A 15,430-nucleotide genomic window follows, 5' to 3' on the forward strand; every position below is an offset into this window, starting at 1 on the left:
TTTTAGTTAGGGTTTGGCGATCAAACCCCTACAGTAAAAAATATTATGGGAAAAATACTGAAACTAATTGCGATAATATTCTGTTTTTGGTTAACACTTGAATCATCATTTGCATTTGCTAAAACTTTACCAACTGAAATTAATGTCAGTTTAGGAAATAAAGCAGGAGAATTAAAGTTTTTTCCAGAAAATCTTAAATTTGTTGCTGGACAAAAATATAAATTAATTTTAGATAATCCTAGTCCAACAAAACATTATTTTACGGCTAAAGATTTTGCTGATGCGAGTTGGACACAAAAAGTTGAAGCGGGAAAAGTTGAGATTAAAGGGGCAATTCATGAATTAGAATTAAAACCAACTGCTGTAGCAGAATGGGTAATTGTGCCACAAAAAGTAGGAACTTATCTGTTACGTTGTTCTATTCCAGGACATACAGAAGCAGGAATGACAGGAGAAATTATTATTACGAATTAGGCTGACAAACTTTTAGTTTTTCTCGTTCTTGTGGATGAGTATTTAGATAATCTTCTAACCACTGACAACCTTGATTGAGTAAATAATTTAGTCTAGATAATTCATTTTCTACTTGCCATTTTTGAATTTTACCATTTTGAGTAACGGTAATAATTTCTTGATTATTGGATGTAAAATAAATTCCTAAAAGACTATTTTGTTCTCCTTTATATTCTGATCTTAGTTGTCCTTTTTCGTCCCAAATTCTAGCAGTTCCATCACTAGATGCTGTTGCTAATAATTTTCCATCATTACTAAAAACAAGGCTATTGACAGGAAATAAATCACCTCTAAGAGTCGTTATTAATTGTCCTTGTCCGTTCCATAATTTAATTGTACCATCTTGAGATGCAGTCGCTATTCTTTGACCATCAGGACTAAAAATAATTTGCTCAATTCTAGTTTGATTGCTTGAAATATTAATATTAAGTTGTTTTTCAGAGTTTAGAAGTTTAATTATTCCTTCTCTTGAAGCGCTCGCTAATTGATTTCCATCAGAACTAAAAGCAATACTAGAAATTGGATTAATATCAACTTGAATACTTTTTTTAAGTTGAGGTTTTTGATTTTGAATCTTCCATATTTCCACTCTACCATCTCCTAAACCAATGGCAATTTCTGACTGATTGGGGTTAAAACTAACGCTATAAACGGGAGTAGAATCAATTTCAATCTCAGCTAATACATTTCCTTTAATATCCCAGATTTTAGCAATACCATTTCTAGAAGCGGCGGCGATTTTTTGATTATTTGGACTAAAATTAATATCATAAATCCATTCTAAATCAGATGGAAATTTAGAAATTTGTTTACTCTGAACATTTTCTAGATAAATAGAACCATCTTTGCTTGCTTTAACGATTTCTTTTCCATCGGTACTAAAACCAACGCTAGTAATTCCTATTTCTGATACATTCTTTTCTGTAGAAAAAGGTGAATGAATTTTCCAAACTCTAGCCGTTCCATCACTAGATGCTGTTACTAAATACTGACTATCTGGGCTAAATACTGCTTCGTAGACAGGTTCTTGATGTCCTTTAAGGGTTGTAATTTCTTGACCTTGTAGAGTCCAAATTTTAGCCGTTCCATCGCTAGAAGCAGTTACTAACGATTTTCCATCTGGACTAAAATTAACACTATTTACATTTTCTTGATGTCCTTTTAAGGTTAATACAAGTGTTCCTTGCAAATTCCACATTTTAGTAATTCCATCGCTGGTGGCTGCGGCTATATATTTTTCATCGGGGCTAAAACTAACGCTATAAAAAGGAAGAGATTTTTGTTGAATGGTTAATAATTTTTCTCCTTCTAGGTTCCAAATAATTAAACTACCATCTCGTGAAACTGTGGCTATTTTTTTTCCATCGGGACTAAAGCTAACATCATCTACAGATTTTTGGTGTCCTCGAAAAACCTTTAATTGCTGTCCTTTTAAATTCCAGAGTCTCGCTGTTTCGTCTCTCGATGTACTGGCAATAAATTGACCATCGGGACTAAAACTAACACTATAAACTGATCCTTGATGTCCCTGTAATGTTACTAATTCTTTTCCTTGTAAATTCCATAATTTAATTGTTCTATCTTGAGACGCTGTTGCTATTGTTTTACTATCTGGACTAAATGCTACACCATAAATTGCCCCTTGATGTCCTTTTAATGTTCTTAATTCTTGTCCTTGTCGAGTCCATAGTTTAACAGTATTATCTCTAGATGCTGTTGCTAAATAATTATTATTGGGACTAAAAGCCACGCTTGTAACCGCTTGTTGATGACTTTCTAATTGATTTTTTTCTTGTATTTGTCTTAATATTTGTTGTAGCGAAATCATTGGACTGGTGGTAGGATATTGAGCTAAAATACGTTGATCTTTGACAATAGATTTGAGTTGCTGTCCCGCTTGCATTGAAGATATTAAAGCTTCTAATTGTTGAAACTGAAACTGTCTTAATGCTGTCTCGCTAGTTTGCTGAAGTTGTGTACCTAATTGTGCTTCTTGTTGCTTTTCTAAGGCTTGAAATGTAGCGATCGCAGAACCGATCGCACTGATCAAAGATATTCCTAAAATGACTGAACCAACGCGGATCATCTGTTTGGCTTTTTGATTAGCATTGGTTAAAATTTGATTAGCTTTTCGTTCTGTATCTAAATTAACTTCTATGTCTTTTTGTTCGAGTTTTTGACTCGCATTTAAAAATTGATAATCTAAATTAGATAAACTTTTTCCGACTGTCCAAACCAAAGCATCTTTTAAAGATTGTCCTCGTAAAAGGCGTGATTCATCCTCATAGTTAGATAGCTCCCAAGCATTAATCGCTTCTGAATAAGGTCGAAGTTTTTCTAATTGTTTCATCAACCATTCTTGGTTAAATATAGCTTGATAAATTGGGTTATATACAACTAATTTATTATTTTTTACAACGACTAAACCAGATAATTTTAATTCGGTTTGTTCTGGACTATCATCAACTTCTATCCAACCTTGTTTAAGAATTTGCTGATAAAGTCCTAATAATCTTCCTGCTTTTTGCTCATTTCGTAGCAAGCGATCTTTAATAGTCTTAAAGTGTACGGGTTCATCTTGTGATTCCCAATTTTCAATTAAAGATGTATTGACTATTTCTGTAATAATTTCTGACTGATTTTCTAAATAAATAAAGTCTGAATATTTTTTTACATATTGACACATTTTTTGTGTTAAAAAAGGCTGCCCACCTGTCCAATAAATAATTTCTTTTAAAGCTAAATAAGGATTTTCTACTTTTTCGATTAATCCTTCTTCTAAAGGTTTTGCTTCTGCTAGTGTAAAACCAGTTAATTCAATAGCTTGACCAATATTAAAAGATGTTTGAGTTTTTTCTCGGATTAAATCTGATGGAGTCGTTACCCCAAATAAAGCAAATGTTAATTGTTCATAATTTTTATTTTCGGCTCTTTGATTATAACAAAAGCGAATAAAAGAGAAAAAATCATCGGATGAAAAATCTAAACTGATTAGTTTATCAATTTCATCAAAACAAATAATAATTTTTTGTTGTGGAAATTCGACAAATATAATCTGTTCTAAAAAATCTTTAAGTTTTTGAACGGGTGGGATGTCTTCTCGCTCTTTTAGCCAAGCTTTTAAGTTAAACTTTTTACCTAAATTAAATCCTAAAAAAAGCTGTATAATCAAGCCATTGTACCACTTTTGTAGATTAACCTCGCTCCCCAAGCTGGTAATATCAATTGATGTACAAATAAAGTCTTCTTTTTGCAATTGGTGTATTGTACGAACCCGTAAGCTAGATTTCCCCATCTGACGACAGTTAAAAATATAGCAATATTCACCAGCTTTGAGGGATTCTAATAAATCTTTATCCGCTTTTCTCTCAACATATGTCGGATGGTTGTAGGCTAAACTTCCACCGATGCGATATTCGTATGTCATTGATGAACTGTATAAAATATTATTTCAGTTTAACAAAATTAGTTAATTAACTGTTGTAATATGTTTAGATTAAATCTAATTTTTCACAAATATGAATGAATTTCAAGAATTACCCCAAATTCAATATATCTTTACAATTTTCTTTTTGACTTTGGGACCAATGAAGACAATTCCTGTTTTCTACAAAATAGCCCTAAACCTTGAACAAAAAGACCGTTTTTTCCTAGCTTTAAGAAGTAGTTTAATCGGAGCAATTTTAGCTGGGCTTATTGCTTTAATTGGTCTACATATTCTAGATACTTGGAAAGTTTCTTTAGATGCAATTCTCATCGTAGGCGGTATTTTCTTGTTTATCCAAGCTTTTGAAATTGTCTCGCATTTTTCTAAGCCTTCAACACCTCAAACATCTGCAATTCAGGAAAATAAACCCCTTCGCCTGTTAGCAATTTCTCCTTTAGCTGTTCCCGTTATCGTCACACCCTACGGTGTAGTTGCTATTCTACTCTTTATGTCGATCGCACGCAATAATTTAGCTCTCGAAATCACAATCTTTGGCTTATTATTACTGATTATGACACTTAATTTTATCGGAATGTTACTAGCAGACCATATCATGCGGTGGATTGGTATCGCAACTTTGCAGATTGTTGGCTGGATTTTGGCAATTTTACAAGCAGGATTAGCAGTAGACGTAATTTTAAAGGCTTTCAAAAATTTGGGACTGATAACAAAAAGCTAAAAATTTTATTTCAATTCTCTTTTATTTACTATAATTTCAAACAAAGACTTACTCAACACTAATCTAAAGCAATATGAAAAAAACCCTAGCTCTGTCTGCTATTGTTCTAGGTATCTCTGTTACTGCTGTTTTAGGACATAATGATGCTGCTGCTGCTTGTCCATTTGCTCGCAATTCGGGTACACTTGATCTACAAAATAACCCCAATAGTCCCTTACCCTTTGCTATCAAAAAAACTCACTCTGATATGATGTTTGGCATTGCTGCAACAGTAGGTTTATTGACTACGGGTTGGGTTGTTGCGCGTCGTCTTAATCATTTTTCTCCTGTATCTAGTCCGATAGTACAAAATGAATTTGAAGATTCTTTAGCTATTCCTGTTGCTGAACAAGTCTAAAAATCTTCTTTTGGTGGGTCTATCCCACCCTTTTTTTGATTCATAATAATTTATTGGCGCATAAAATCCCTGATGCAGCGACAGCAGGTACACCAATTCCAGGTAAGGTACTATCACCGACGCGATATAGTCCCGAAATGGGGGTGTGACAACTGGGGAACATTCCTTGTTCTGCGGCAATTGCAGGGCCGTAGGTTCCCTGATAACGACGCAAATAACGCGCATGAGTCAAAGGTGTCCCAATTAATTCTAGGGTAATTCTGGCGCGAAGATCTGGGATGATTTTTTCTAAAGCTTTGTATAATGATTGCGATCGTTCTTTTTTCTTTTCTTTGTATCCTTGATCTTTTTGCCAATTAGAATAGGGTTCTAATGTATACCCATGAATCACATGATGTCCATTGGGTGCCAATTTTTTATCCCATACAGAAGGAATGGAAATCATACAAGTATTTCCCGCTTCAGTTAGGTCTTTTTCTGTTTGATGTACAACCACATGATGACCCGCTAAATTTTCTAAACCATCCGCTTTTATCCCTAAATGTAGGTGCATAAAACTTTCTATCGCTGGTGTTTCTATGGCATTTTTTCGATAGGATGGGGGTAAGTCTTCGGGGTTTAATAGCTGTTGGTATGTATCCCAAACTGTCGCATTAGAAATTACTATTTTTGCTTGTATTGTTTCACCATTACGCAGTTTTACACCCTTAACTTTTCCTGACTTGACTAAGATTTTCTCTACATGAGTCCCTAATCTTAATTCACCACCAAATTTTTTAAATCCTCTAACTAATGTTTCAACGATCGCACCACTTCCACCAACAGGATATTCTACATTCCTCTGATTCCGTTGCCCTAACATAAAGGCAATTTCTGGCGCAATTGTACCATAAGCTTTTAGACCCGAAAGTAAAAAACATTCTAAGTCTATTAAACGTCTCACCCAAGGATCGGTAATATATTGATCCATGACTCGACCCACCGAAGAATTGATAATTTTTAATTGGGGTAAAGTTTTTAATAAACTTGGAGCATAGTTTAAGATTAAATTGGGGATTAATTGCCAATCTGCTCTTAATTTTAGTAAACATATATCTTTTAAACAATCATATAGCTCCAGAAGACGTGCATAAAATTTTTCTAATTCTTTTGCTCCTTGAGGTGTAATTTTTGCAATTTCTTTTTGATAGTCTTTTAAATTGCAATAAACAGGGAATGTATGTTCAGGAAAATGATAGTATCCTAAAGGATCATACGGAATCACTTCTATGTCTTCTTCGATTAAATCTAAGACTTCTTTTAGGGGATTTCGGCTCGGATTTTGATGACCTAAACCACAATAAAAAGATGGGCCAGAATCAAAGTGAAACCCTTGTCTAACAAAGCTATGTGCAGCACCACCAGCAATCGTATGACTTTCACAAATTAAAACTTTTTTGCCATATTTAGCTAAGATTGATCCCGCACATAAACCACCAATTCCACTACCAATAATAATGATTTCTGGTTCCATATTTAAAGCTTATAGATTTTTAATTTGTTGAGCGAACCAATTAGCAGCATTTACATTAGATTCTTGTTCGAGTTTTTTTATTGTTTGTTCTACTAATTTTATCGGTAAGTTAGATAAAGCCACAGATGTTTCAATCTCTTTGTATGTATTATTGTCTTGTAAGATAAAAGCAATTACCCGTTTTCCTCTAACATCAATTACCCAATATTCAGGGATACCTAACTCTGCATAAAGATGTTTTTTTTCATCTAAATCTGTAGCTAAAGTAGTATCAGCAACTTCACCGACTAAATTAGGAATTCGATGATATTCTAAATTAATATATCGTTTTTCTCCTTCTTCCCATCGTGGATAGTTATCACCAATATATAATACTAAATCTGGTGCGCCTGCTTTTGTTTTTGGTTTTTCAATTTGACACCGACTAAATGAACAAAAAACTTGCTCAGGATGCTGTGTAAACCAGACAAATAGCATCATGATTAACAAGTCAGCAAATTTTGAATGATTGATGCCTTCGCCGCCCATTTCTGCCAAAAGTTGATTATGATAAAAAAATAGTTTAACCCGTTCGATTGTTGGATCATCTCGATAAGCAAGATAATCATCCCAAGTAGCGGGTTTCCATTCGGGTATTAAAGATATTTGTGATTCTGATTCAACAGAAATAGAAGAAATCATAATTTCATCAAAATATATCTAATATTAATTATTACAAAAAACAATTAATTATGCAAGAAATACGCGGTGTTTGGATTCCTAATATTCCTCATAGTAGAGTATTGATGTCACCTGAGAATATTGCTCAAAGTATGAATTTTTTACAGAAATGCGGCTTTAATGTTGTTTTTCCTGTGATGTGGAATCAAGGTTATACTTTATATCCAAGTGAACGAATGCAGCAAGAAGGATTTCGTAAAACTTTTCCTTATTTTAAAACAAATAAATTTGATCCATTAGAGATTTTAATCAAAGAAGCACATAGTAGAAATATTGCTGTTATTCCTTGGTTTGAATATGGTTTTGCTGCTTCTCCTATTGTTGATGGTGGATATTTAATCGAAAAAAATCCTCATTGGTTAGCTCTTGATCAAGGAAAAAATCCAGTTATCAAAGGTGGTTTAACTTGGATGAATAGTTTACATCCAGAAGTACAACAATTTATGTTAGATTTAATCTTAGAAGTTGTACAAAATTATCCTGTAGATGGGATTCAAGGTGACGATCGCTTTCCTGCTATGCCCATTGGTGGCGGTTATGATGAGACAACACTACAAATATATCAACAAGAATACGGAAATCGAGCTAAACCCCCTTTAAATGTAAAAGATCAACAATGGATGCAATGGAGAGCAAATCAACTTACTTTATTTTTACGTCGTCTTTATTTTCAAGTTAAAGCGATTAATCCTAATTTAATTGTTTCGATGGCACCTGCTGTATATCCTTTTTGTTATCATCATTTATTACAAGATTCTCCAACATGGTTAAACTTAGGAATTGTCGATTTACTGCATCCACAATTTTATCGGGAGAATTTTCAAAGGTATGAAATTGAAGTTAATAAAATAAATCTAAGTTTGGATACAATTCAAAAAGCTAAAATCTCTCCTGGTATTGCTTTTAGAGCAAATGGGGTAAACTTAACACCAAATGATATTTTAAAATGCGTTGAACTTAATCGTAAAAAAGGATTACAGGGTCAGGTATTCTTTCACTATGAAGGATTATTAGCCCACAATAAAGCTAATGCAAGGGCACTAAAAACAAAGGGAGTATATGATCGGATGGCTTCACTTCCCACTTTTTGTCGTACAACCAACGATACTTAGAATTTGAATAAGCGATAATAATAGATCGTGACTCTTATCCTACAATAGTACAATTAAACTATCGAACTGGCTGATTACGACCAATGAAATTTACCTGCGCCCAAAATGAATTAAATACTAACCTTTCCTTGGTTAGTCGTGCTGTCCCTTCTCGTCCAAATCATCCTGTTTTAGGAAACGTTTTATTTGTTGCAGATGAAGAAAAAGGAGAAATTAGCCTTACTGCTTTTGACCTGAGTTTAGGGATAAAAACCAGTTTTCAAGCCACCGTTTCTGAAAGTGGGACAGTTACTTTACCCGCAAAACTTCTTAATGATATTGTATCTCGTCTCAGCGATGGTGAAATCACTCTTGTTGTGGAGGAACAAGACGACGCAGAAGAACAGATTTTAGCCACGCTAACCTCTGTTTCAGGACGGTTTCAGCTTAGAGGAATGCTTGCGACAGAATTTCCACAACTTCCTTCTATTGAGAATGGAGAAACAATTATTTTACCCATTACTGCATTGACTGAGGGTCTAAAAGCATCCCTTTTCGCTGCGAGTACCGATGAAACCAAACAAGTTTTGACAGGAGTTCATCTGACTGGGACACCCGATAGTTTAGAATTTGCGGCCACCGATGGTCATCGTTTATCCGTTGTACAAACTCCATTAGAAGAGGCCGAAACCTCTAATATTACTCAAGGTTTTGGGGTTACTATCCCCGCGAGAACTTTACGGGAATTAGAACGTATTCTATCGGTTAATCAAACCACAGATTTAGTGACGCTGCGCGTTGATGAAGGACAGATTATCTTTGAAATTGGGGATCAAAAGTTAACCAGTCGTAAGTTAGAAGGTGCATACCCCGCTTATCAACAACTTATACCGAAAAAGTTCGATCGCTCTGTGACTTTAGAACGTAAACGATTATTAAGTAGTTTAGAACGAGTTGCCGTATTAGCCGACCAAAAAAATAATTTAGTTAAATTTAGTCTCGATGGGGATAAAGGACAATTAACCTTATCCGTTGAATCTCCTGATCTTGGTAGTGCAAAGGAACTAATGCCTGCCGAAATGAGTGGAGACAATACAGATATTGCGTTTAATGTCAAGTATCTGATGGATGGTTTAAAAGCATTACCCGCATCTCAGATATCAATGCAACTGAATGAAAGTACTCAACCGGTGATTTTTAGTCCGTTAGATGGCTTAAAAATGACTTATTTGGTCATGCCTGTCCAAATACGCAATTAAACTAACGCGGGGTAGTTCACGCAAGAGGTTTGACCATTAAAACAACCGTTGAACGCCCTGCCACTGAGTAGGTTTTTTCTTTCACATCCGTTGCCGACTCTAACTCACAAACGGCTTCTGATAAGGGAAGGGCAGTATCGACAATGCGCGACCATCTTTCGTTTTTACCTAATACAGGTAATTCAAAAGATAAGGTTTCCCAGTAAGCATTCATCATCACGTGTAAATGTTCCCCCGCTTTAGGATGATGCAAAGAAAAAGCAAGACTACGAGAATCTTTTGACCAGTCTGGTTTACCTAATTTGATACCATGCCATGATAAATGTGGTTTGTGACTGGCATCTGTGACCTCTAGAACACATTCTTGGTGGAAAAGTTGCAAATTTTGGGTAATATTAATTAATCGCCGTACAAAGCACCACAGGTCAAATTCTTGATCAACACCACTCCAGTCAAACCAACTTAATTCATTATCTTGACAATAGCCGTTATTATTGCCTTTTTGGGTACGTCGAATTTCATCCCCCATTTGGATCATTGGAGTACCTTGGGACATAAAAAGGATGGTGAAAAAGTTTTTGATTTGTTGTAGTCGCAATGCTTCGATTTCTGGATCATCGGTTGGCCCTTCAATGCCACAGTTCCAGCTAAAATTATGATTGGCTCCATCTTGGCTATTTTCCCCATTCGCTTCATTATGTTTCTCGTTATAGGAAACTAAATCATTGAGCGTAAAGCCATCGTGACAAGTGAAAAAGTTGATACTACGGTTAATATCGGTATCCTGTCGGTGATAAATATCTGGACTTCCTAGAATTCTTGCGGCTAAATTAGGAATCATTCCCGCATCACTTTTGACAAAACGACGGATATCATCTCGATAGGGGCCATTCCATTCGGAAAACCAGTCCGCATATTCGACAAACTGCCCAACACTGTATAAACCTGCTGCATCCCAAGCTTCTGCGATTAGTTTTGTTCCTGCTAAAACGGGATCTGATTCGATCGCCCAGATGATATGATTCATATTAATGGTATGAGCTTCAATGGGAAAGCCCCGCGAATCTCTAGATAAAACGGAGGCAAGATCAAAACGAAATCCGTCTACGTGCATCTCGGATACCCAGTAGCGCAAGGAATCTAAAATTAAGCCGCCTCCGATGGGATGATTTCCTCTAAAAGTATTTCCACAACCACTATAATTAGCGTAGTGAATCATGTCTGGTTCTAGAATATAGTACGCTTCGTTATCTAATCCTCTAAAGCAGAGAGTCGGCCCTTGCTCGTTCCCTTCGGCGGTATGATTGAAAACGACATCTAAAATCACTTCTATTCCTGCGCGGTGTAAGGCTTTCACCATATCCCGAAATTCATTAACCGCCCCAACTCCCGATTTATCAGCAGTATAGCCTCGATGGGGTGCAAAAAATCCGATCGTACTATATCCCCAATAGTTACATAATCCTGGTCGCGCATCTTCTGGGTCAAAATAATGAATAGGTAATAGTTCGACTGCGGTAATTCCTAAATTCTTTAAATACGGGATTTTTTCGATTAATCCGGCATAAGTTCCGCGTTTTTCGCTCTTCACACCAGAGTTAGGATGACGGGTAAAACCTCCAACGTGTAATTCATAAATTACGCTTTGGGAATAGGGAATGCGTAGCGGGTGATCTCCTTCCCAATCATAGTTACTTGTATCAACGACTACACTCCGTAAGGCTTTAGCGCAGTTATCCCCTGGCTTGATCGCTGCTTTTCGATTATATGTTGTATAACCGACGATCGATTTAGCATAGGGATCAAGTAGTACTTTGGAACTATCAAAACGATGTCCTTTTTCGGGTTCAAAAGGCCCATGCGCCCGATAAGCATACACTTGTCCTTCACCAATTCCTTTAACGAAAATATGCCAATAATAAAAAGTGCGATTTTTGTTGGGATCTAGAGGAATAGTAATAACGGGTTTAGGATCGTTAGGCTGCTCAAATAGCAATAATTCTATAGCTGTGGCATTTTTTGAAAAAACACAGAAATTAACCCCATCAGGTTCAACGGTTGCACCAATTGGATGACTATTACCGGGAAGTGTGGCGAACAGCATGAGTCTAAGTTGGGCTATAGTTTATCCCATCGTCTCACTTTTAGGGTATTAATTCTCATTTACGCTAGATTTTTTATAAATCTTAAATATAACGAATCATTCTAACTATTCTATAATTTCGATTGAATCACCCACGCGAATTATTCCTAAATTGAGAGGGATCATATTTTCACCAAACATAATACCTTGGGCTAATTTACGGAATGTCCCTAATGTTTTTAGAGGTTCTTGTAGAGGGTTACGATATCCAGTGATTTGATCAGTTGTTGTAATAATACATCGAGTACAAGGTTTGACAAGTGAAAATTGTATTTCGCCAATTCTAATTATTTTCCATTTTGTTTCAATAAAGGGGACTTCTGTTTCAATGACGATATTGGGACGAAATCGATTCATTGATACGGTTTGAGCTTCATTATTGTAGGTTTCTTTGAGTCTTCTATTGAGTTCGGTTAATGATGCTGTATTGGTGATTAAAAAGGGATAGCCATCGGCCAAACTAACGGGTAAATTATTACTAGGTGCATAATTTTCATCAATCGATCTAATATAATCAGGAGATTGTCTAACTAAATAACATGGTGTATTTAAAAGAGTCGTAAACCATTGGGAAACCTGATCATCTTGCAAAATAGCAGTTGTGCGATCGCGCCAAATTTCTACTTTAATTTTTTCTCCTATTAATGTCGGACTAAAAGTAACAGATCTTAAAGATTGATCTAAGGATGATAAAGTAATTTGGCTATCCTGAATTTCTACTTTAACGGTTGCTAACTGAGGATATTGTCTTTGTGTCAAGAATTTTCCTGCTGAATTGACTAGCATAAATTCTCGATCCCACAAAAACCCTTTTTGAGTGATTTCTGCTTGGTTTTTGCTAATACCCCGACAAGATTTTATTGGATAGATATTAAGTTCTGAAACTATCATATTTTTTACTTTTTGTCAATTGATTGTAAAGCGTTAATATAAGCTTGTGCTACTGTATCCCAAGTCCAATGGGAAAAGCGTTCTTGAATTTCTGCGTCTGCTAATTTTGGCAGAGGATTTTTAATAAATTCTTCCATATATTCCGCTAGTTTTTCTACATTTCCGACGGGAAATAAGCGAACGCGATCTGAACATTGATATAAATTTACTTGTTCTTTGAAGACATCTAAATCTGAGGCAATAACAGGTAAACCACGTACAATAGCTTCAGAAACCGCTAACCCAAATCCTTCATATTGAGAAGTCATAATTACACAAGAACTACCCTGATATAAATATTCTACTTTTTCATAATCACAGTATCCTAAACCTTCAAAATATTTATCAAAAATTGCCTGATGCTGATTGTATAATTCTTGACATTGATTAATATAATCTGCATACTCTTGTGTATTTGATTGCTGTGATAGTTTTAACTGTCCTTGAATTAAACCATCGGTTTCTCGTCCTAATAAAATAATTTTAAAATTTAGATTTTTTTGAGCTAATATAACACCTGCTTTTAAAAGAGTGAGATGATCTTTATAAATTCCAAAAGACGAAGGAAAATAAAACTGTACTGTTTGGCTAGGTGTATTGATTTGTTCATTTTGTATATAATTTTCATCACTTTTTACTAAATAACCAGACAAGGGAACTGGTTTTAATTTTTTTTGATATTTAGAGTTAGGGAAAACTTTTAAAATATCATCACGTGTTTTTTCAGAAATTGTAAAAATTATATCGGCAGATTTTAGCCATTTTTCTAACGGTTCATTATAATTTTGACGATACTCTTCAGAATATGTTAAAGGAGCAAACATCCAGAATAAATCATAAGCGATGCCACTTAAACTAGCATTAACTTTTGGAGGATTAATCTTATTAATAATTCCATAAATACAGTAATTTGCTTGATATTTTTGAATTAATTCATTTAGTTTAGTTTGAATTTTTACTTGATAAGTTTTGTTACTTAAATATATTTTTGCTTTTGCTCCTGCAATTTTTTCAAAAGGAATCGCATCTCGTCCTAAAAAATTTAAGATTTTTAATGGTAAATTAAAACTTAAGGGTTGAAAATCTTCATAACATATTTTTTCAGATTCTGGAAGTAAAGATTTAAAGTATGGTATTTCTTTATTAGGTAGAACTAAAATAATTTGATCAACATATTTAATTAAACTAATGACTAAAGAAATAATGACTCTTTCTACACCACCTTTTCTGTAAAATTCAATAGGTATAATAATTTTCATATTTTTCCTTTAAATAAATATTTATATACGATTTAAGTTTTGTTGAACAATTCGTTTAATTTGGCTCATAAAATTGTCAGTAGAAAATAAATCTTTTTGCAATTTCAAAGATTGTCTAATTTGAATAATTTTGTCTTGATTCTGCAAAACTTTAACAATAGCATTAACGGCATCCTCATCAGATTTATAAAATAAATCTTGATTATCTTTGCCGACAATTTCAATTTGTCCACCCGAAGATTTAACAAAAGGAATGACCCCTGCTTTAACCATTTCTGCTACAGAAATCCCGAAAGGTTCTTGCTTATAGTGTAGTCCATATTTACAGTTATAAAGAACTTTTGTATAATCCTCATAACTCATGTTTTTACAAAGTTTAACCCAAGAGGAATTTTCTTTAATCATTTTATTAAGAAAACGGATATAATCTTGTTGTCCGCCACCCCCACCACCCGTTAGATATAATTTGACATTAAAACCTTTTTCTCGAACTGCTTTAAGAATTTGTATCGCTTTATGAGGTTGTTTTGCTCTTACTAATCTTCCACTACAAATAAAAGCATCTTCTTTTTCTTCCCAAGGGATATCATGAGTTTGTATTACAACTGGAGGATAAACAACGGTTGATTCAATATTATAATTTAAAGAAACTTGTTCTTGGACTACTTGAGAATTGACCAAAGAAATATTTTGTTTAAGTCGCTCTACAGAAAAATCGGACAATTTATTATAATATTTTTGAGCTAACTTTTCTCCTTCTACTACTTTAATCCAATGTATGTATTGTAATCCAGGCTTTCCTAAATCTACGGCATTGTAAGCGGAAATTAAAAGATCATAATCATCTCGCTTAGATTTAATTAACCGCAAAACAGAATGTAAAGAAAATTGTCTAAAATGTGGATTATTAGACGTGAGAAAGTTACTAAAATGATTTAAAGATTTAGGAAAAACTGTTTGAGTTTTAATCAGTTCATTTGAAAGATGAGTTTCATACATTAAATTTAGCTTGTTAAAATCAACATCTGAGAAAGTAAATAGCGTTAAGTCATAATTATCTTTTAAAGCCTCTAGCATCCAAAGTGCAACAGCTTCCGCACCACCTCCTAAAAAATAAGGATAATAGATCGCTATTTTGGGAAGAGACGAACGGTTTATGTCTTGATTTGTCTGCATTTTTAAAAAGAATTCCTTACTAGCTCATCAGTTATAAGATTGTATCTTTAAAAAATGCTTATTGTCCTAAATTTATTTTTGAAGGGAAAATCTTTGAGCAACAGCAGTTTATCTTACACTATTTTTAGCTCATCTGGTAGATACTAAAACTGGTTTAGTACAAATGATTTAGGAATTGAGATAAGACCCTCTTCTGTCACTTGAGGATAGAAAATTAATTAACCTGTCAAAAAATGGAAAGGAGACCGTCCTGAGAAACAAAG

General features: G+C 34.4%; 12 protein-coding genes. 5 read left to right on the forward strand and 7 right to left on the reverse strand.

Annotated elements, in window-relative coordinates:
* Nucleotides 1-45 precede the first annotated feature (45 nt).
* A complete protein-coding gene (locus tag C7H19_RS19175; protein ID WP_106458538.1) occupies nucleotides 46-474 on the forward strand; it encodes a plastocyanin/azurin family copper-binding protein in 429 nt (142 codons plus the stop codon).
* Here C7H19_RS19175 and C7H19_RS19180 read toward each other — a convergent pair.
* The gene (locus C7H19_RS19180; protein ID WP_106458539.1) at nucleotides 464-3,940 is read right to left on the reverse strand and encodes a WD40 domain-containing protein; all 3,477 of its coding nucleotides are present in this window, start codon (nucleotides 3,938-3,940) and stop codon (nucleotides 464-466) included. The genes C7H19_RS19175 and C7H19_RS19180 overlap by 11 nt on opposite strands.
* A 91-nt stretch (nucleotides 3,941-4,031) precedes the next feature.
* Between C7H19_RS19180 and C7H19_RS19185 the strand changes: the two genes are divergently transcribed.
* Complete coding sequence (locus C7H19_RS19185; RefSeq protein WP_106458540.1) at nucleotides 4,032-4,679, forward strand: MarC family protein; 648 nt, start codon at nucleotides 4,032-4,034, stop codon at nucleotides 4,677-4,679.
* Nucleotides 4,680-4,752: 73 nt separating this feature from the next.
* The gene (locus C7H19_RS19190) at nucleotides 4,753-5,076 is read left to right on the forward strand and encodes a hypothetical protein (protein WP_106458541.1); all 324 of its coding nucleotides are present in this window, start codon (nucleotides 4,753-4,755) and stop codon (nucleotides 5,074-5,076) included.
* A 40-nt stretch (nucleotides 5,077-5,116) separates the two neighbouring features.
* Here the strand turns inward: C7H19_RS19190 and C7H19_RS19195 are convergent, their stop codons facing one another.
* Both C7H19_RS19195 and C7H19_RS19200 read right to left on the reverse strand, forming a co-directional pair.
* Nucleotides 5,117-6,589 carry a phytoene desaturase family protein gene (locus C7H19_RS19195; RefSeq protein ID WP_106458542.1) on the reverse strand — a complete coding sequence of 491 codons (1,473 nt, stop codon included), beginning with the start codon at nucleotides 6,587-6,589 and terminating at the stop codon, nucleotides 5,117-5,119.
* 9 nt (nucleotides 6,590-6,598) lie between these two features.
* A complete protein-coding gene (locus tag C7H19_RS19200) occupies nucleotides 6,599-7,270 on the reverse strand; it encodes a Uma2 family endonuclease (protein ID WP_106458543.1) in 672 nt (223 codons plus the stop codon).
* A 50-nt stretch (nucleotides 7,271-7,320) separates the two neighbouring features.
* Between C7H19_RS19200 and C7H19_RS19205 the strand changes: the two genes are divergently transcribed.
* The gene (locus tag C7H19_RS19205; protein WP_106458544.1) at nucleotides 7,321-8,421 is read left to right on the forward strand and encodes a glycoside hydrolase family 10-like protein; all 1,101 of its coding nucleotides are present in this window, start codon (nucleotides 7,321-7,323) and stop codon (nucleotides 8,419-8,421) included.
* An 83-nt stretch (nucleotides 8,422-8,504) separates the two neighbouring features.
* A complete protein-coding gene (gene dnaN, locus C7H19_RS19210) occupies nucleotides 8,505-9,659 on the forward strand; it encodes a DNA polymerase III subunit beta (protein ID WP_106458545.1) in 1,155 nt (384 codons plus the stop codon).
* Nucleotides 9,660-9,675: 16 nt separating this feature from the next.
* Here the strand turns inward: dnaN and glgX are convergent, their stop codons facing one another.
* From glgX to C7H19_RS19230, 4 genes are all read right to left on the reverse strand, one after another.
* Nucleotides 9,676-11,763, reverse strand: a complete 2,088-nt coding sequence (gene glgX, locus C7H19_RS19215; RefSeq protein ID WP_106458546.1) for a glycogen debranching protein GlgX — start codon at nucleotides 11,761-11,763, stop codon at nucleotides 9,676-9,678.
* 105 nt (nucleotides 11,764-11,868) lie between these two features.
* Nucleotides 11,869-12,693 carry an MOSC domain-containing protein gene (locus C7H19_RS19220; protein ID WP_106458547.1) on the reverse strand — a complete coding sequence of 275 codons (825 nt, stop codon included), beginning with the start codon at nucleotides 12,691-12,693 and terminating at the stop codon, nucleotides 11,869-11,871.
* A gap of 5 nt (nucleotides 12,694-12,698) precedes the next feature.
* Nucleotides 12,699-13,991, reverse strand: a complete 1,293-nt coding sequence (locus tag C7H19_RS19225; RefSeq protein WP_106458548.1) for a glycosyltransferase — start codon at nucleotides 13,989-13,991, stop codon at nucleotides 12,699-12,701.
* Nucleotides 13,992-14,012: 21 nt separating this feature from the next.
* Nucleotides 14,013-15,167, reverse strand: coding sequence for a glycosyltransferase (locus tag C7H19_RS19230; RefSeq protein ID WP_106458549.1), 1,155 nt, complete (start codon nucleotides 15,165-15,167; stop codon nucleotides 14,013-14,015).
* Between the last annotated feature and the right edge of the window lie 263 nt (nucleotides 15,168-15,430).

Origin of the sequence: Aphanothece hegewaldii CCALA 016 (assembly GCF_003007785.1) — a bacterium.
Classification (GTDB): domain Bacteria; phylum Cyanobacteriota; class Cyanobacteriia; order Cyanobacteriales; family Microcystaceae; genus Chroococcus; species Chroococcus hegewaldii.